The sequence below is a fragment of the Candidatus Cyanaurora vandensis genome, from assembly GCF_013285555.1.
Classification (GTDB): Bacteria; Cyanobacteriota; Cyanobacteriia; order Gloeobacterales; family Anthocerotibacteraceae; genus Cyanaurora; species Cyanaurora vandensis.
This window is the reverse complement of sequence record NZ_JAAXLT010000183.1, coordinates 1-17,793: the sequence shown is the minus strand read 5'-3', so window position 1 is coordinate 17,793 and position 17,793 is coordinate 1. Positions and strand designations below refer to the sequence as shown.

The window sequence follows — 17,793 nt, the reverse complement described above, 5'->3', positions numbered from 1 at the left end:
GGGCGGAGGGGCGGCTGTTGAGCAGCATGGCGACTTTTACAATTCCTGTAGGATTGCTATAGGTGTTAGTGCGACGGCGATACGCACTACGCCTACGGCGCAGAGCAATATTGAGTGCTTCATTGTGATTGGCATGGACCTCTGACTTAGGGCTGATGACCGTGTACGGATGTTCAGGCTTTATCCACGCCACACGGGGCCGTCGCTGCGAACCTTTGATTTTGCAGGCCACTTCCAGTCCTCTGCTGCAGACCTTACAGGCACTGCCACAGACCCATTGCTTGAGGTAGACGCTGGCTAACAATCCCAAGCCAACGCTACTGCTTCCTTAAATAGTGCCAAAGTCTTGAGACCCGCTAGAGCTACCAACCAAAAGTGGCTGATACGTTCCACAAAAGTAAAGGCCCAGCCCACCGATTCACCGGGGGGGAAGATTACGCTGGACCCGCGTAGCCAATAGCGCGGCAGTCTTAATCACTCCACACGCTGGCAGTACGCTGTCGCTTGCCGCTGCGAACTGAACGAGCTAGCCACGAGTCCGATTAGCGCGGTACGGTCACTTGATTCAATAGACCCTGAATTACCTGTTCCACGCTCAAGCCTTCTAACTCAGCTTCGGGTCTGAGGAGGAGACGGTGGCGGAGGAGGGGGCGGGCGACAGCTTTGACATTGTCGGGGGTGACGAAGGTTTGACCGTAGAAACCAGCGTGGGCACGGGCGGCGGCAAGCCACGCAATCGCGGCGCGGGGGGAGGCACCCAGGCTCAAGTCGGCGACTTTGCGCGAGGCTTGGACCAGACTCAAGATGTAATCAAGAATAGATTCCTCAATCGTCAGGGTTTTGAGGAGTTCGCGGGCGGCGAGGACTTCTGCGGTGGAAGTAACAGCGGCGAGGGGCTGGCGGGTAATTTGACGGCTATCGAAGCCCCGTTGGAAGTTGAGAAGCATCGCTTTTTCGGCACGGGCCTCGGGGTAGCCCACATCTAACTTGAACAAGAAACGGTCTAACTGGGCTTCCGGTAACGGGTAGGTACCCTCGAATTCCAGGGGGTTTTGGGTCGCTACCACACAGAATAAAGGCGGTAAGAGGTGACTCATCCCGTCCAAGGTTACTTGCCGTTCCTCCATCGCCTCCAAGAGGGCAGACTGAGTTTTAGGCGGCGTGCGGTTAATCTCATCAGCCAACAGAAGACTGGTGAAAACCGGACCCTGACGTAGACTGAAACGGCGCGTCTCCAAGTCGTAAATACTCGTCCCCACGATGTCGCTGGGCAAGACATCCGGGGTCAGTTGAACCCGGGCGAACTTTGCCCCGAGCAGTTGGGCCAGGGTCTTGACCAAGAGGGTCTTGGCGGTGCCGGGGAAGCCCTCAAGGAGGACGTGACCATCCGCCAAGAGCGCAATGACCATCCCTTCAATAACTGCATTCTGACCCACGATGACTTCGGCTAGAGCCTGATGTAGTTTCTGAGCGAGGGCTTCAATACCATTCATCGTGACTGCACCTCGTTACGTAGCCGATTGAGTAGATCCACCCGTGCCAACAGTTCACCGGGACGTAAGGGGCCAGTGCGAGTCCCTTCATTGAGTAATCCCTGGAGTTGGGGGGTGGTGGCTGACCGTCGGGGGTCCTGGTTCCAGAGCGTAATCAGTTGACTATCCTCAAGGTGCTTCAGCCCGCTCAACCGGAGACTGAGCCACTGCCGGAAGTCTTCGAGTAAGAGTCCCAGGACAAGACGGCTAGCCCCGGCTCGTTCGTAGGTGCTGGCGAGGGCTTCTAGATATTCGGCATTGCTGGCGCGGGTCCGGGTGGGAGCAGGTAGGGGCAGACCCAAACGTTGATTCGCACCCAGGATGACCGCGACCAAAAGAACCACTATCTGGACCAGAATCAAGGCCAAGGGCGAGGCCAAGAGATAGCCCCACCACGGCGTACCAGCGGCGGTCGGGGCTTCCTGGGGACCGTAGCCATGCAGGACCTCATCCATATAGACCGGCGCGTCCGCACCGGGACGGTAGCGCAGGACTAGGTTGGCGAAAAACTGATAGTTCCCCGTCTGCTGGAGCCGACGGTTGAGCGCAAGATCTGCCACCGTGCCATAGATATAGAGACCCTCCCCCAAGGGTTGGATGACCAAGCGCGGGTCTGGGTTACTGCCCAAGGCCAAGGCACTGGCGGCAACCTCTTCGTCAGATTCCACCAAGGTAAGCATCCGCTCCTCAAAAGCTGTCCGGCCTTTGCCCTCGCCCCGTGCCACCTGGACCGAGCGGGTATGGACCCCGAGCGTCGTGGGGATAATTAGGGTCTGGTCCGAGGGAGTGGGGGTGAGGGGCTGGGGGCTCTCCAGTTCAATCAAGACATTCCCGGCCCGCACCCAACGCAACAGGTCTGGGCGGAGGGGTACCTTACTGTTCACCCGGATTAACATCGCCCCCGGTGGTCCCTCCACCAATATCTGGTAACGGTTCTCCCACCGTTCGGGCTGGAGCTTGAGCTTCTGCAACAAGGCAAACCAAGCCCCGTAGCCCGTGGGTCCGTTGTTGTGGGTGGAATAGGGCCGCTCTAACAAGGCGCAGCCCCCGAGAGCCACCACTAACAGGAGTCCGACTAATTTAAACCCCGCTGGCACGTTTGTAAGCCTCTTCAAGCACTTCTGAGAGCGTGGGATGAGTGTGGATGACTTGGGCTAGACGTTGGACTGTGGCTCGTTCACTGATGGCCTGGGCACATTCAGCAATCAGTAAGGAAGCCTCGGGTCCGAGGATATGGGCACCCAATAGCACCCCGGTGTCCTTGGCGTAGACTAGCTTGCACATTCCGTCAGTCTCCGCCTGGGCAATGGCCTTGGAGTTGCCGCCGAAATAGGTCCGCACTGTGGCAACTTCGTAGCCCGCTTCCTTCGCTTGGGGTTCGGTCAGTCCGACCATGCCAATCTCCGGGTGGGTGAAAACCGCCGCTGGGATGGACTGATAATCCACCGTCCGGGGGTGTCCACAGATATTGTCCACGGCGACCGCACCCTGGGCACTGGCGGTGTGGGCGAGCATCATCTTCCCCGTGGCATCGCCGATGGCCCAGAGGTGTGGAATCGGGGTCGCCATGTGGTCATCCACCGGAATAAAGCCGCGCCGTCCTAGGTCTAGCCCCAATTCTTCTAGCCCCAGATTGCGGGTGAGGGGTATCCGCCCCGTCGCCACCAACACGGCATCAGCAGTCATTTCCCGGCCGTCCGCGAGGACAATCCGCACTGGGGAGCCGGGATGGATCTCTTTAGCTAAAGTTTTGATGTGGGTCTGGATGCCCCGGGGTTTAATCAAGACCCGCTCCGCCATCCGCGCAATATCCGGGTCAAACCCCGGTAACAAGCGGTCCAGGGCTTCAATCATCGTGACTTGGCAGCCTAGGGCGGTGAACACATCGGAGAACTCCAGCCCGATATAGCCCGAGCCGATAATACAGAGGTGTTGCGGCAACCAATCTAGGCGCACGCCCTCATCGGAGGTGAAGACCGTGTGTCCGTCCACCTGGATACCGGGCGGGACAAAGGGGACTGAACCCGTGGCGACGATAATATCTTGGGCCGTGACGGTGAGGGGACCCCCGGCGGTCTCAATTAGGACCGATTGGGCGGAGGTGAGGCGGGCTTTGCCATGGATGGTTTTGACGTTGAGCTTGTCTAGACTCTTGGTCAAGTCTGTGCGGATCTTAGTCACGACTTGGTGGGCATGGTCAGCGATCTTGGCCCGGTCAAAGCTGACTTGACCCACGCTAATCCCAAAAACTTCGGTATGGGTCAATTTACGGAGGGTCCCAGCCGCCGCCAGGAGTGCCTTAGAAGGAATACAGCCCCGGTTGATACAGGTACCGCCCATCTCCTGATATTCGACAATCGCGGTCCTGAGACCCCGCGCCACCGCCTGCAGCGCGGCCCCATGGCCCCCTACACCCGCCCCGATGATGAGGACATCATAATCAAAGTCCACGCCTGCCTCTCGGTGAATATCCATTAGATAGTACCCGTCCTTGGCCCACAGGAATGTCTCCCCACGAACTTGGCTAGACTCACGGGGTATCATTCATTCAGCAATTGAACATCGCCATGACCGCAGGGAAAACCCATGAACTTACCCGCTCTCCTCAAACAGATCCTTAACCGCGAACACCTCAGCCAGGAACAGGCCCACCAACTGATGACGGTTTGGCTAGAGGGCGGGGTCTCAGAAGTCATGGGCGCGGCCCTCCTCGTTGCACTCCAAGCCAAGGGTACAGAGGTGGGCGAGTTGACGGGGTTTGTGCGGGCCGTGCGTGAGGCCAGTGAAGACCCGTTGACCGTCGGGACCCTCGTGGATACCTGTGGTACGGGCGGGAGTGGCACGGGTTCCTTTAATATCTCGACGGCAGTGGCTTTTGTCGGGGCTGCTTGCGGAGTCAAGGTCGCCAAGCACGGGAATCGGTCCGCCTCCGGGGTCGTCGGTTCTGCCGATGTCTTGGAATATCTGGGGATTGACCTGAACGCACCCTTTGCACGGGTCCGCGATGCTGTCGAAGCCGTAGGGGTAACTTTTTTATATGCGCCGCACTGGCATCCCGCCCTCAAGCAGGTCGCCTCGGTGCGTCGTGCCCTTGGGATACGGACAATTTTTAACTTGATTGGTCCCTTAGCAAATCCCCTGGCTCCCACCGCGCAAGTCTTGGGTGTATATCCGGGGTCCCTCGTGGAGACCTTAGCTACTGTTCTTCACAACCTAGGCGGTGAGCAAGCCTTGGTCCTCCACGGTCAGGAGGGTCTAGATGAGGCGGGATTGGGGGCGCCGACGACGGTGGTGGGATTCAAGGCAGACAGATTTTGGCGTACCGAGATCCAGCCACAGACCCTGGGTCTTGAACCCGCGCCCCTCGCTGCCATTACCGGGGCCTCCGTCCGCGAGAATGGTCAAATCCTCGAAGCGGTCCTCAAGGGCCAAGGCACCCGCGCCCAACGGGAGGTGGTCGCCCTCAATGCCAGTGCAGTCCTCCAGGTGGGTGGGCTGGCCCCAGACTGGTCGACTGGGGTCCGGCTGGCCCAGGCGTGTCTCCAGTCAGGGGCCGCCTGGGAAAAAGTGACAGCCCTGAGCCGCTTTTTGACCGTTCATTAACGACCCTACCGAGCCTAAAAAGAAAAGTGTCCATCTGAAGGTATAGATTGCTTTTAGTAGGAGTCATCGCCATAGTCATAAGGGTTGACTGAGACCTTGTGCCGGTCCACATGCCAACATCCGGTACACTAAAACTTACCCGCCGAGGACCCACCATGGCCCAGACCATCACCCAAAAAATCCTTGCTCAGCATAGTAACCGCCCCCGAGTCGAACCGGGCGATAACATCTGGGTAGCGGTAGACGTGTTGATGACCCATGATGTCTGTGGGCCGGGGACGATTGGTATTTTCAAAAAAGAATTCGGAGCCGATGCGAAGGTCTGGGATACAGAGAAGGTCGTCATCATCCCGGACCACTACATTTTCACCCAGGACCGACGGGCCAACCGCAATGTGGACATCCTGCGCGAGTTTGTACGCGAACAGGGCATTCGCTATTTTTATGATGTGATGGATGACCCCCAGGGGTCCTGGCAGTTCGATCCCCAGCAGACCAAGCCCTACGGCTCTAAATATGCGGGGGTCTGTCATTTGGCCTTGGCGCAACAGGGACATACCCGGCCCGGTGAAGTGCTGGTCGGGACGGATTCCCACACCTGTAATGCGGGGGCTTTTGGGCAGTTCGCCACGGGGATTGGTAATACCGATGCGGCTTTTGTGTTGGGCACGGGGCGGATTTTACTCAAGGTCCCGGAGACGATGCGCTTTGATTTCACCGGCGAAATTCCGCCTTACCTCTTGGCGAAGGACCTAATCCTGTGGGTGATTGGTGATATTTCGGTCTCAGGAGCGACCTACCGGACCCTAGAATTCGGGGGTGAGGCGGTGAGCCGGATGTCTATGGAAGAGCGGATGACCTTGACCAATATGGTCATTGAGGCCGGGGGTAAAAATGGCGTGATTCCCGCCGATGAGACGACTTTTAACTATGTAAATCAGCGCACGACCAAACCCTATCAGGTTTTTCACAGCGACCCCGATGCAGATTATGTTTTTACTAAAACCTACGATACCTCCCTGCTCGAACCCGTCGTCGCCCGTCCCCATAGCCCTGACAACCGGGCCCTGGCAAGAGAATGTAGCGATGTCAAGATTGACCGCGCCTATATCGGCTCCTGCACTGGCGGCAAGATTGAGGACTTCATTCACGCCGCGAAACTCCTCAAAGGTCAGGCCGTGCGGGTCCCCACCTACCTCGTCCCGGCAACCCGTGAAGTCTATGACGGGCTTTTCACCGAGATGATTGACGGCAAGCTCTTGGCGGATATCTTCTTTGAATCCGGCTGTCTGGACCCCGCTGACCCGTCCTGCGCGGCCTGTCTCGGTGGTCCTCAAGATACCTTTGGTCGCTTAAACAATGCCGAAGTTTGTATCTCGACCACCAACCGCAACTTCCCTGGACGGATGGGCGACAAACGTGCCCAAGTCTACCTAGCCTCCCCCTACACCGTAGCGGCTTCAGCCATCCGGGGCTATGTGACGGACCCACGGGAATTCTTGGCGTAGTTCTTATACAGATGGTTCTTCACATACGATGAACTACGCTCCAAAACTACTTACCTAAACATAAAAATTTCGATTTGAGAATGTAGTGTAGTTTCCTCTATGTACCACCCACCGAATATATTCCTAACATCCCTCAATAATTCATGATAATTACAATTATCAAGGACCGCACCGCCCAGCCCCCAACTGATTCACACAAGTCGCCTGTTCTTGGCGGGTCAACTGCTCCCAGCGCACGTCTCGCCGTAACACGAGTCCCCTGGGTCCAACCAAGAAGCGCGGTAGGGTGGTGGGGTCAATCACAGTCATGGTTTTGAGGTCGTAGGTCGTGTAAGTAGTGGTGGACTTTTTGAGATCCAGGTCTACCACAGTCAGGGTATTACGACGTTGCGGGGGACCACTGATGAGTGGGCGGGGACCGCTGCCGAGGGCACTGGTCTGGAGGAGTTGGAGTTGACCGCGATGACCAGGGTAATAGCTATGTTGATGTCCACTGATGTAGGTATGGACCCGGTATTGTTCTAGCAAGCCCCGCAACTGCTCCGCGTCAGCTAGCACTTCACCTGGTTTGTCCCGGCCCTTAGCCACGGCGTAGAGCGGTAGATGCCCGATGACCACCCGCATTTTGGCAGTTTTAGCGGTCGGACTCGCCAGACTCCGCTTCGCCCAAGTCAACTGCGTAGAGGGAATCTGAGCTGAGGAAGCATCCCAGACCAGATAAAAAACCCCTTGCTGTTGGAAGGTGTAATAAAAAGGAAAGCCCGTCCGGTCCACGAAGTTGAGTTTAGGGTCCTGTCCTTGCCAATAACGGATGGCCTCAGCTCGGTCCCGTTGATAAGGATAGCTTCCTGTACGGGTCTGATAACTAGAACTATCGTGGTTTCCCAGCGTAAATCCAAAGGGTAAACCCGCTTGCCGCAAGGGCTGGGCAATATGACGGTCAAACCCGGCCCACATCGCCCGGATTTGCTGAGTAGACAAAGACGAATCCTGACCCGCAATCATGTCCCCACTACAGAGCACAAGGTCCGGCTGCCAAGTAGGAATGAGCGCAATGGCCCGTTTCACCTGAGACTCGTAGTCCGTAGCACCGTACTGGCTGTTCAGGTCACTGATTACAACCACCCGCACGTCCTGACGGGGCGGCAAGTCTAGGGCCCCCGCCCCCGGAGTCAGCCACAGTAGCACCCAGCCGAACCACCAACCCCATTTCATCCTTGCGTCCCCTATCGTTCCATCATTTTCCCTTGTTTCGGTCCCGACCCTAGATAGAGGCCAAGCCCTACCTCGTCCGCTAGGGTAAAAAGTAACCTGTGAGGACACCCATGGCTAGCCCCGTTGCTGACCGCTTCATGCAGACCCTCCAACAAACCGAACAGACCAAAGATGTCGAACCCTTAGTTGCCCTTTTCAGCGAAGATGCCGAGTTCGGGAACTTGATTCAATCCCAGCCGCTACAGGGCAAAGCCGCCATCCGTATGTACTGGCAGGAATATCTCGCAACCTTTGGTCAGGTCCATTCCGAATTTGAACACGTCGTCGAAGGCGAAAAGTTAACAGTTCTCGAATGGACTTCCACGGGCACCCTCCCCTCGGGTAAACCGATGAGCTATCGCGGGGTGAGCATCCTAGAGTTCCAAGGTGAACAAGTGCAGCGGTTTCGGACCTATTTTGATTCAGCGGCCTTTGTACCCAGGGTTCCCCATTGATGATTTGCCTAGAGGTTAGCAAAAAAGTTCCATCAACCACTGACCAATCGTTGCATCATCTTCCTGCTGCCCCCGCCGCAGGGTCTCTTCAACCACCGCCATCTTCAACCCCGGCAGAACCACCGAGTTCTCAATCCGCCCACTGCGTTCCTCAGCTACGGAGAACGCAAATACCTCAGCTACCGCCACATCTACTACCCAATATTCACGCACGCCGAGACGCTCGTACAACACGCGCTTACGCCCCAAGTCATCATTGATGGAAGAGGCACCAATTTCAATCACTAAAGAAGGCGGTCCCATCAGGTCTACATTTACAGGTGCATTTCCACGAGGCAAGGCTTTGTAATCGTCCCCGATATAAAAGGCGCAGTCCGGTTGACACTCCTGAAGTCCTTCTCTCCGAAAACTAGTGTTTGAAAACTGTTGCACCCGTATTTTCTTCAAGGTTGTGAAGATAGTAATAATAATTAACAACAGAGCGTTGTCATGACCATGAGCCGCACCCAAAGCCGCCATTTCAACCCTCATCTGACTATGGTCGTAGTAAGCCCGGCCCTGAAGATAAGCCGGGTCATCGGCAACACCCAAAAATTCCTCCCAGGTTGCGCGTAGCCAAGTATCTGTTGTAATTTTGGTTGCCGTACCCAGGTTAGTCGTCATAATTTACCTCCGGGACCTCAGTATACTCAAACCTAAGCAGGGTTCCACAGAGTCTCACACTGAGAATTCAGTCTCAGAACTCTAAGGTACGAGCATAGTTTGCGTTTAGTATCCAAAAGTTTTGGTTAACCAAGATTGCATCTATACGTGCAATCGCATCTTCTCGTGCTTGCTGAAATAGTTTAACCAGTTCCGTACTAGATGAGGCTACGACCATAGGTTGCTGTAGTAATTCGACAAGCTCTTGCATTGCTGTTGCTCTCACCTGAGACAATAATTGATTCGTCTCTATTCCAGCAGATTTGTACATATCCAGAACAGTGCATCTTCCATCCCCATCAATATCTTTTGGAGTAGCTACGCCCTCCATGAAATGAGCTAAGTATAGATTAGCAGTCCATTTAAGCGTGCAACTAAACCTATTGAAGGGAAAAATCGAGGCATAACTCAGGGGCACACTCACACTAGTTGTCAGATCAGCGGCTCCGAGGATACAAATTTCTGGATTTAAAACCGCTTTGGTTACGGGGTCAAAGCTCCTGGCTTCTACAAAATTAAACGTACCAGCGAAACATTGACCTAAAACAACGAGTACCTGCTGCAAGTGCCCAAGAGATTTAAGCACGTGTAGTAGGTGATACGGTTTAATTACTGGTGAAGCATCTATTCCTAAGCTGCTACCATGTCCCGTGACGATAATCACAAGCTTAGTATAATTAGTTCTTTTGAATAATTCTTCGTGTAAATCAGCAGTTCTATAAATATTTAATCCTGGTCTAAAAGTATAAACCTGTCTGAAATTAGCACCTATCGGCTGATCAATAAATAGAGCAACATTATCTAGAGGAAAGCCTCTATAAAATAAGCATTCAATACCGAAAGAAATGTCATCTAGAAAACGGCTCTCGTCAGAACCGCTTAGGAAAACCCAAAGTGAATCATCCCCAAGAAGACTCACCCAATCACCTTGAAACGGCAGAATTAGGCACGAAAAACTGTTCTGCTGAATTATCAATCACCACTCGTTCCAGCACTCTAAAGTCTAGATGCTCATTTACAGATACAGGTTCTCCATCCACTTTGAGGAAGAAGATTTTTGTTGCACTGGTTCTCAAGGCATAAACAACCTCTGGAACACTGGGTACTTCAATTTTGTAAAGCGAGTACTGACCCAAGCCAAGTGGACGCAGAACTTCTTTGGATAACTTGGAAAGCTGCTGACGATCAATAAGTAAGGTAGCAGGCATGGAAAAGCACCTCTCGAACGGCTGACTAAGTTGTACTAAGAATCTTATATGCATCTACTCTCTTTTTGACAAACCCTGAGGAAGATTTACACTACGCTGACCTTGACATCATGCTGACAGGTCTAGAAAGCTCACTTAATCACCGCTACGGCTGGTGACCAAGCCTAGGAACCCCGGCGCGACTGCCATGTATAGAAGATGAGTAAGGTCATCCCGAGTAAAAAGCCTCCAGCAATGATTAGCTTCACGAAATCTAACTGCATCGGTTCCCCTCGGACCTCCCTCTAGTCTGGCTGATTTTCTGAGGTGTATACTAGGCGCGGGTCGGCTCTGTAGCTCAGGGGATAGAGCGAGGCACTCCTAACGCTTAGGTCACAGGTTCGAATCCTGTCAGGGCCACCATCCACAGCCACAGATACAATAATCAAGCAACGGTCTGGGGTCAGTCTATGTTTTTCAGTGTGGTCATCCCCACCTACAACCGTTTACCCATCCTGACCAAGTGCCTGGATGCCTTGGAAAAGCAGACCTGGGACGGGACCTATGAAGTCGTGGTGGTAGATGATGGCTCCACCGACGGGACCGTGCCGTTTCTCCAGACGAACCCCGCCCGTTTCCCGCACCTCCGGTTGATTGAGCAGAACCATGGGGGGCCAGCGGTTGCCCGTAATCTCGGCGTGCGGGAGGCCAAGGGCGATACGGTTGTCTTCATTGACTCGGATTTGGTGGTGACGGAAGTGTTTCTCGCCGCCCACCACCAAGCCTTGACCCAGGCCGGGAGTGACCGCGTGTTCACCTACGGGCGGGTGGTCAATACTGCCAACTTCGAGCAACCCACTCAGGAGTCCTACAAAATTACCGATTTTTCCGCCGCTTATTTTGCCACCGGGAATGTCGCCATCCAACGTAAATGGCTCCTGGAAGCGGGGCTCTTTGATGAAGGGTTCACGCTCTACGGCTGGGAGGACCTAGAACTCGGCGTGCGGCTGAAGAAGCTTGGACTGAAACTTATTAAATGTCCCCAGGCTGTCGGTTATCACTGGCACCCGGCTTTTCGGCTACAACAGTTGCCCCGCCTGATCCAGGTGGAATACGAACGGGGCCGCATGGGGGTCCGGTTCTACCGCAAACACCCGACTTGGCAAGTCAAAATGATGATTCAGATGACGCCCTTACACCAAACCCTCTGGGGTGCCCTCTCTCTAGGGGGTCTACTCAATGAGAAAACCCTCGCTCCTGTGTTACAATTTTTGGTTGATCAGGGAAGGCCCCAACTAGCCCTGGAGCTAGCGCGCATTTTCTTGAACTGGTACAACGTCCAAGGGGTTTATGCCGCCTTTCGGGAGCAACAATCATGAGCGTAATCCGTTTGATTCTGGGTGTGATGGTGGTTGGGATTCCCCTTCCCGCTTTGGCCCAGACCACTGACCAGGACACATTACAGATTAGCGTCGGGGTCCAGGAAGAGCGGCCCCAGTTTTTACCGGACTCCGCCAAACTCGTCGTCCCCCAACAGATCCAGCAACTAGAACAACAGAGTAAGGCCGACCCCAAGAACGTAGATTTGAAATTTGACCTCCTGATGGCTTATTCGCGTACTTCTTTGTTAGACCGGGCGTGGCCCGTAGCGCTGGATATTGACAAACTCAGCCCCGAGTACACCCTCAAAATCCTCCAGGACACCGAAGCCCAGATCAAGAAGAACCCCAAGGACCAAGAAGCCCGCTACCGCGCCGCGATGGCCTCCTTCGCCCGTGGTCTCCAACTCAAAGAGCTCGCCCGTGAGAAGTACATGGAACCGCTCCAGCGCGGTCAGACCATCCCGGACGGCTGGTGGGACGACTTTAGGGCCTACCTCAAAAATGGGGACAAAGAGGCTGCTAAACGCCTCAATAACCTGGAAGTGGTAACGATGCTCGACGAAGTGCGCTCGCGCCGGGGCAATGCCGAGACCCAGTTGCAGACCATCTTGACCCAAGACAAAAATCAGACCTGGGCCCAGAACTACCTCGCCTTCCTCAACTACGACCGGGGCGATATGAAACAGGCGGAGTCTTTAATCCGCGAATCCCTCACCACTGACCCCAGCAACCCCCTCAGCCACTTTGCCTTGGCCCAGTTGTACTTCAAGCAAGGCCAACTCAAGGAAGCAGTGGCAGCGATGAAGATGGCCTTCCAGCTACGCGCTCAGGGTAAGTAGGTGCGTTACCTCTTGGCCTTGGTCGCGCTGATCCTGGCGGGGCTAGGGGCGGGTTGTAGTGGCGGGCCGGGGCAGACCAACCCCGCCGAGGCCGCGATTGCGACGAACAAACCCTCGCTCAGCTTTGATAACATTATTCTCACGGAATCCGACCAGCAGGGCCGGGGCCAGTTGTGGGAACTGAAGGCCAAACGCGCCGAATACTCCCGCGATGGCAAAGTAGCGGTAGTCACGGGGATTGAGGGAGCCTTTTTTGAAGACGGCATCAAAACCCTCCTCGTGAAGGCCACCAAGGGGCAGATCCAGACGGAAGCCAGGGTGATTGTCCTCTCGGGGGTCGTCGTGGCCCGCTCCGTGCAGCGCAAGGTCTATTTCACCACCCCTGAGTTGCGCTGGTTGCCCGACCAAGACCGAGTGGAGGCCACGGGCGGAGTTACCTTGACCGACCCGGTGCAAGGAATCATTGTCAAGGGGGAGCGCATGGAGGGGGACCTTGCCGGGGATTTACTCAATCTATCGGGTAAAGTGACCGCTACCCAGCCCAAGCGCAACGTCGTCCTCACCGCCACCACGGCCCGTTGGCAGGTGGAGCAAGGGCAGATCCAAGCCCAGACCGTCACCGTCCAAGACCCCGTGAGCCGCCTGCAAGCTCCGGTCCTAGACTGGAATCTCAAGGCCCAGACCCTCATTGCCAATCAAGGGATGGCCTACCAGCACCAGACTCCCCGCCAAGACCTGACTGCCACCACCGCCCGTTGGGACCAGCCCCAAAACCTCCTCACCGTCAGTGGAAACGTGGATTACCGCCAAGGCCAAGTGCGCGTCCAGGGTAACAGTGCCGTAGCCGACCTCAAGGCCGGGACCGTCCAGATTAAGGGCCAAGTGCGGACAAGTCTCGAAACTTTGGCTTTGAAGTGATCCCGCCCCCAGGGTAAATTTGCGGCGATTATAATTTATGAGCGAAGTTTAAATCTTGTATGCAACCCCAGAACCCCAAACAGGTAGGCCGAATTTTACTCAAGGCATTGTGGGCCGGGGGAGCCGAACTGTTGGATGTCCCGGCCTTACGGGCGGGGATTGCGGTGGTGGAAGTAATCCGTCGGGAATGGTTCACGGATGGTCAAGAAGCCCAGGAGAACGCCGAAGCCATTGCGAACCTGACCCCAGAGGAGACCCGCCAAGCCCTCCAGGAGGCCAAACAGGAGTTTAAAGGTACCCTGTCGGAGGGCCGCGCCGCTGAACTTGAAGAAACTCTGCTCAACTTGCCGCGTACCTTCCAGGCGGGGTCCCGAGCCTTGGCGAGTGTGGCGGACTTTACCCGAGTGGTCCCGCTCCGGCCCTTGCAGTTTGATATTGGTCAGGGGACGGTGGACGGGCAGTATGAATTGTTGCAGTTTTTGGGCGCGGGTAGTTTTGGCGAGGTCTGGCGGGCGCGGCACCTTGATAAACAGGTTGAGCACGCGGTCAAGTTCTGTACGGACCCCCTAGCGGCTCAGGTCTTACTCCGGGAACGCGATGTCCTGCGCGGTCTGTTGTCCCAACTCGATACACCCCATATTGTGCGGCTAGAGCAATCTAATTTCGCTTGTAACCCGCCCTATCTGGCCTTTGCTTTTTGTCCGGGGGGGGATTTGGTGGATTGGGTCAGTCGGCGCACCGCCCAGGGTGGACAAGTGCCCGTGGACCGCGCTTTGGTCCTTTTTCAGCAGATGGTGCTGGGACTAGGGGTCGCCCACCAACGGGGGATCGTCCACCGCGATATCAAGCCGGGAAATATCCTCCTGGATAGCCTGGGACGGGCGGTGATTACGGATTTTGGGTTGGGACGAATCGGGGTTGAGAATAATTTGGCTCTCTTTCGACAGTTGACCACGGGTTTCTCCTCCGTGGGCCTGGGCGTGGTCGGGACCCCGCTCTATTTGCCCCCGGAGATCCGCCAGGGCCGGGTTGCCAGAGAGGACTTAGCGGGACTCAAAAAAGGCGATGTCTACGCGCTGGGGGTGACGGCTTTCCAGATGTTTCTTGGTGAAGTAGAGGCCGAACCCGTCAATGTCCGTCGTCTCTTGACTCGGCGGCAAGTCCCCGCCGGGGTGGTGGACCTCCTGGAAGATTGTTTGAGCAGTGCCGCCGAACGACCCGCCGATGCCTCAGCCGTGGGGGAGCGGTTGCACCAAGCGACCGTACCCGCTAACACCCAAAACCTTGCCCAACGTGCCCAACGTCTCACCAATCCTGGACAGGCTCCCAGTGATGTAGTGGCCCAACTTGCCGCCGCCGCCCGCGCCCGCCGTCCCAAGCAACTCCAACCCCCGTCACCCGTTGTACTGCCAGAAGCGGAGGACCCGCTGCGCCGTTTTAGCCAACTCAGCCGGGACCTATGGCAAAGGTTCTTTAGTTAGTTTTGACGGTGAAAAAGTGGATAGGCTTGATTAAACACGTAACGTCCGACTACTGTTTTTTCAGCCTATCCACTCAGGTAGGGCTTGTAGGTGGTTAAGTCCTCCTAATGTAGAGGAGGTAATGCTGCCAGGGGATGCCCAGCATGGTCAGTGGGGGGCGGATAAACCCAGCAACCAATCCAGTCAGGGTACCAGATTACACCAGGCCAAACTAAAGCTTGTTTAGCGGGCACTTGCGTCAGACAGACGGCCCCTTGCCGCCAAGCCTGTACTTCAACCACTGGTAGCCCCGCCGCCGCATAACAATGACACAAAAATAAATCTGGTTGCTGGACTACCACCGAGACGAGAGCCGCATCTGTCGGCATCGCGGTAAACCCCACCGCCACGGTTTGACCCTGCTTGGGCTCAAAGGTCAACAGGTAAACTCCAGCGGGAGTCTGGTCCCCAAGCGTAGCTCGGGCCAACTGGTAGTATCCCTGCCGCTCTGAGTCACTCAGGTCCCAGGGCTGGATATAGAAATCTCCACATCGGGCAATGGCCTCCCCGTACAGGGGTCCCCGCGCGGTCCAGATAATCGGCAAATAGAGGACATCTACGCGGGAGTCCGGCCAAGGCAGCGTCAGGGCAACTGGCGTAAAGGCGGGGACGGGCGGCAGGATGAGGGGCAGACCCAACCGTTGAGCGGTCTGTTCCAAATAGGTATGGGCGGGGTTCATAGTTCAGTGGTGCTCTCGGGGAGGAGGGGTTGGGCCCCGTCGGGGAGCTGGCCTAGGGTCTGGAGGCATTGCTGGAGTCGGTGGTTCTCGCGCTCGACTTGATTCATGCGTTCCTTAAAAGGTCCCATACGCTCGGTGAACTTGCGGCGGTACAAATCGGGGAGTTCCCGTAAGTATTGTTGAAGCTTCTGATTCTCCTGTTGCCCTTGTTGTACCCGCTCTAGCAGCACGTAGTTCTCCCGTTCCTTTGCCGCCAAGTCCTCACGGGCTTTGGTTAACTGCCGCTCCAACCAAGCTACCCGCTCATTGGGCTGGGCTGGGCTAGTAGCCGGGTCCGCTGCCTGTTGTAGGACGCGGTTGTGCTGGTTGACCTGGATAAGTTCTTGAGCAAGTTCTTGGATGAGTTGTTCGCGCTCATACAAAAGTTGTTGTAGGTCCTCGGGCGGTGGCATGGACAAGTCCCACGATGACTGCCCTGATAATAGCTCTAAGCAGTCCTGCCACACGTCTGGGAGTGGCTAGCCAGTTGCGATAAGCCAAAACAGAAGAAATCCTTATCCTTCTTTTCCAAACATCAGATGATCTGTTATCTTATTCATCAGATGATCTGTTCTAGAGGGGAGTGCAATGGACCGTAGAGCCATTATTGTTTTGACTGCCGGACATCTCAGCTTGGACTTAAATCAAGGCGTTTTACCCGCCCTCCTACCTTTTTTAATTGCTGAGCGTCATTTCTCCTACGCCACTGCTGCGACGCTGGTGCTGGTTTTCACCCTAGTTTCCTCCCTAGTCCAGCCCATCTTTGGACAACTGGCTGACCAACGCCCTGCGCCTTGGCTCATGCCCTTTGGACTCCTTGCCACTGGGACAGGAATTGCCCTAACTGGAGTGTTCGCTGACTACGGGTTACTGCTATTGGCTATGGGCCTGGGTGGGATCGGTTCCGCCGCCTTCCACCCCGAGGCCGCCCGGATGGTCAATCGCGTCGCTGCTAGCCAACGCGCTACGGGCATGAGTTGGTTCTCGGTCGGGGGTAATCTCGGCTTTGCCTTGGGGCCGCTGCTTGCCACTACCCTCCTCTTGAGCTTTGGGCTAGCTGGGATGGTCTGGATGCTCGTCCCGGCGTGTTTGATGGCTGGGCTCGTCGGTTATAAATTTCAGGCGGCGCGGGTTACGCCGGGTCAGTCAGCAGTGGTAGTACCTAGCTGGGCGGTGGACCATTGGGGTCCATTTATCTGTTTGAGTGCGATGATTGTCTGCCGCTCCATTGTTTTCTTTGGACTCAATACTTTTTTGCCGTTGTATTTCGTGGATGTCCTAGGCCAGTCAAAAGTCCTGGGGGGGTTGGCCCTGACGGTTTTTCTGATTTTTGGGGCGGTGGGGACGCTGCTTGGTGGTTGGAGCGCGGACCACTACGGGCGGCAATGGGTGATTTGGGGCAGTCTGGGGTTACTCCCCTTCTTTTTGTTACTGTTTCTGACTCTGCCGGGGGTAGGGCTAGCGACCGCTTGTTTGGTGCCCCTAGGTTTGGTCCTGTTTGCGCCGATGAGTGTGATGGTGGTGATGGGTCAGGAGTACCTCCCCCGCCGGGTCGGTATGGCCTCGGGGGTGACCATGGGTCTCGCCGGGAGTATCGGCGGCTTGGCGACCCCGCTCCTGGGTTGGTTGGCGGACCAGTACGGTATCCATTCGGCTCTACTTGCCCTGATCCCCTTTGGGGTCCTGGCGGCGGGTTTGGCCTTGCAGTTGCCCAAGTCCGTCCGTGTCAGTCAGGCTTGACGCTCACAGCACGTCTCTGCCGGTGCGGGCCATGACCTCGGCTTCGGCTTGAGTCCAGTGGGGCACGGGGAGCAAGTCGGGTACATGGCTAAAGGGCTTGTGGAGGAGGGGGTCCTGGAGGGTCTGGGCGATGACTTTGCAGCAGCTAGTGGGTTGCTGGGTGATCTGGACCTCGGCAAAGCGGACCACCACCCACCCACGTTTACGGTCATCAGTTGCGGGTCAAGGCCGGGTGCAACGGGCTTAGGTACCCCAGGCATGGTTTAAAGGGCGGACTTGAGGGCGGGGGGAATCAAGATGATGGGGTACATGGATGAGGACAGAAGAATTCAACTTAAGGGAACCTCGATTTATTAATAGGATGATAGGAAATTAGCTCCTAAGAGCTTTTGATTTTAAAATATCGATGATTTATTGTCTAAAATAACTTCTCC

Annotated in this window: 18 protein-coding genes, 1 tRNA gene and 1 pseudogene; 9 read left to right on the top strand and 11 right to left on the bottom strand. The window is 55.8% G+C overall.

Features of this window, described 5'->3' with window-relative positions; translation table 11 throughout:
- The 4 genes and pseudogenes from HFM78_RS12890 to lpdA all read right to left on the bottom strand — a co-directional run.
- Positions 1 to 451: pseudogene (locus HFM78_RS12890) on the bottom strand (hypothetical protein); the annotation flags it as partial.
- A 91-nt stretch (positions 452 to 542) separates the two neighbouring features.
- Positions 543 to 1,493, bottom strand: a complete 951-nt coding sequence (locus tag HFM78_RS12885; RefSeq protein ID WP_287129854.1) for a MoxR family ATPase — start codon at positions 1,491 to 1,493, stop codon at positions 543 to 545.
- On the bottom strand, positions 1,490 to 2,629 hold the full coding sequence (locus tag HFM78_RS12880) for a DUF4350 domain-containing protein (protein ID WP_287129853.1): 1,140 nt from the start codon (positions 2,627 to 2,629) through the stop codon (positions 1,490 to 1,492). The genes HFM78_RS12885 and HFM78_RS12880 overlap by 4 nt, the downstream gene beginning before the upstream one ends.
- A complete protein-coding gene (lpdA, locus tag HFM78_RS12875; protein WP_287130829.1) occupies positions 2,613 to 4,007 on the bottom strand; it encodes a dihydrolipoyl dehydrogenase in 1,395 nt (464 codons plus the stop codon). The genes HFM78_RS12880 and lpdA overlap by 17 nt, the downstream gene beginning before the upstream one ends.
- Before the next feature lie 111 nt (positions 4,008 to 4,118).
- On the opposite strand from lpdA, the gene trpD reads away from it, so the two are divergent.
- Complete coding sequence (trpD, locus tag HFM78_RS12870) at positions 4,119 to 5,135, top strand: anthranilate phosphoribosyltransferase (RefSeq protein ID WP_287129851.1); 1,017 nt, start codon at positions 4,119 to 4,121, stop codon at positions 5,133 to 5,135.
- A 155-nt stretch (positions 5,136 to 5,290) separates the two neighbouring features.
- Complete coding sequence (locus tag HFM78_RS12865; RefSeq protein ID WP_287129850.1) at positions 5,291 to 6,643, top strand: aconitase/3-isopropylmalate dehydratase large subunit family protein; 1,353 nt, start codon at positions 5,291 to 5,293, stop codon at positions 6,641 to 6,643.
- Between the two features lie 159 nt (positions 6,644 to 6,802).
- On the opposite strand, the gene HFM78_RS12860 is transcribed toward HFM78_RS12865, so the two are convergent.
- Positions 6,803 to 7,858: a metallophosphoesterase gene (locus HFM78_RS12860; protein WP_287129849.1), complete on the bottom strand. Its 1,056-nt coding sequence runs from the start codon at positions 7,856 to 7,858 to the stop codon at positions 6,803 to 6,805.
- 110 nt (positions 7,859 to 7,968) lie between these two features.
- Here HFM78_RS12860 and HFM78_RS12855 point away from each other — a divergent pair, with 110 nt between their 5' ends.
- Complete coding sequence (locus tag HFM78_RS12855; RefSeq protein ID WP_287129848.1) at positions 7,969 to 8,352, top strand: nuclear transport factor 2 family protein; 384 nt, start codon at positions 7,969 to 7,971, stop codon at positions 8,350 to 8,352.
- Between the two features lie 15 nt (positions 8,353 to 8,367).
- Here HFM78_RS12855 and HFM78_RS12850 read toward each other — a convergent pair whose 3' ends face one another.
- The 3 genes from HFM78_RS12850 to HFM78_RS12840 all read right to left on the bottom strand — a co-directional run bounded on the left by HFM78_RS12850 (position 8,368) and on the right by HFM78_RS12840 (position 10,262).
- Entirely contained in the window at positions 8,368 to 9,015 is a 648-nt protein-coding gene (locus tag HFM78_RS12850) for a Uma2 family endonuclease (RefSeq protein WP_287129847.1), read from the bottom strand.
- A gap of 73 nt (positions 9,016 to 9,088) precedes the next feature.
- Positions 9,089 to 9,973 carry a hypothetical protein gene (locus HFM78_RS12845; protein ID WP_287129846.1) on the bottom strand — a complete coding sequence of 295 codons (885 nt, stop codon included), beginning with the start codon at positions 9,971 to 9,973 and terminating at the stop codon, positions 9,089 to 9,091.
- Positions 9,974 to 9,977: 4 nt separating this feature from the next.
- A complete protein-coding gene (locus tag HFM78_RS12840) occupies positions 9,978 to 10,262 on the bottom strand; it encodes a hypothetical protein (RefSeq protein WP_287129845.1) in 285 nt (94 codons plus the stop codon).
- Between the two features lie 326 nt (positions 10,263 to 10,588).
- Between HFM78_RS12840 and HFM78_RS12835 the strand changes: the two genes are divergently transcribed.
- The 5 genes from HFM78_RS12835 (at position 10,589) to HFM78_RS12815 (ending at position 14,861) form a co-directional block, all read left to right on the top strand.
- Positions 10,589 to 10,664, top strand: a tRNA-Arg gene (locus tag HFM78_RS12835).
- 47 nt (positions 10,665 to 10,711) lie between these two features.
- The gene (locus HFM78_RS12830) at positions 10,712 to 11,620 is read left to right on the top strand and encodes a glycosyltransferase family 2 protein (protein WP_287129844.1); all 909 of its coding nucleotides are present in this window, start codon (positions 10,712 to 10,714) and stop codon (positions 11,618 to 11,620) included.
- Entirely contained in the window at positions 11,617 to 12,462 is an 846-nt protein-coding gene (locus HFM78_RS12825) for a tetratricopeptide repeat protein (RefSeq protein ID WP_287129843.1), read from the top strand. Before HFM78_RS12830 ends, HFM78_RS12825 begins: the two co-directional genes overlap by 4 nt.
- Positions 12,463 to 13,380, top strand: coding sequence for an LPS export ABC transporter periplasmic protein LptC (lptC, locus tag HFM78_RS12820; protein ID WP_287129842.1), 918 nt, complete (start codon positions 12,463 to 12,465; stop codon positions 13,378 to 13,380).
- Positions 13,381 to 13,439: 59 nt separating this feature from the next.
- Positions 13,440 to 14,861: a serine/threonine-protein kinase gene (locus HFM78_RS12815; protein WP_287129841.1), complete on the top strand. Its 1,422-nt coding sequence runs from the start codon at positions 13,440 to 13,442 to the stop codon at positions 14,859 to 14,861.
- Positions 14,862 to 14,965: 104 nt separating this feature from the next.
- On the opposite strand, the gene HFM78_RS12810 is transcribed toward HFM78_RS12815, so the two are convergent.
- Entirely contained in the window at positions 14,966 to 15,580 is a 615-nt protein-coding gene (locus HFM78_RS12810; RefSeq protein WP_287129840.1) for a hypothetical protein, read from the bottom strand.
- The gene (locus HFM78_RS12805) at positions 15,577 to 16,032 is read right to left on the bottom strand and encodes a hypothetical protein (protein WP_287129839.1); all 456 of its coding nucleotides are present in this window, start codon (positions 16,030 to 16,032) and stop codon (positions 15,577 to 15,579) included. Before HFM78_RS12805 ends, HFM78_RS12810 begins: the two co-directional genes overlap by 4 nt.
- Before the next feature lie 175 nt (positions 16,033 to 16,207).
- Here HFM78_RS12805 and HFM78_RS12800 point away from each other — a divergent pair, with 175 nt between their 5' ends.
- The gene (locus tag HFM78_RS12800; protein WP_287129838.1) at positions 16,208 to 17,359 is read left to right on the top strand and encodes an MFS transporter; all 1,152 of its coding nucleotides are present in this window, start codon (positions 16,208 to 16,210) and stop codon (positions 17,357 to 17,359) included.
- Between the two features lie 3 nt (positions 17,360 to 17,362).
- On the opposite strand, the gene HFM78_RS12795 is transcribed toward HFM78_RS12800, so the two are convergent.
- A complete protein-coding gene (locus HFM78_RS12795) occupies positions 17,363 to 17,548 on the bottom strand; it encodes a hypothetical protein (RefSeq protein WP_287129837.1) in 186 nt (61 codons plus the stop codon).
- Positions 17,549 to 17,793: the final 245 nt, after the last annotated feature.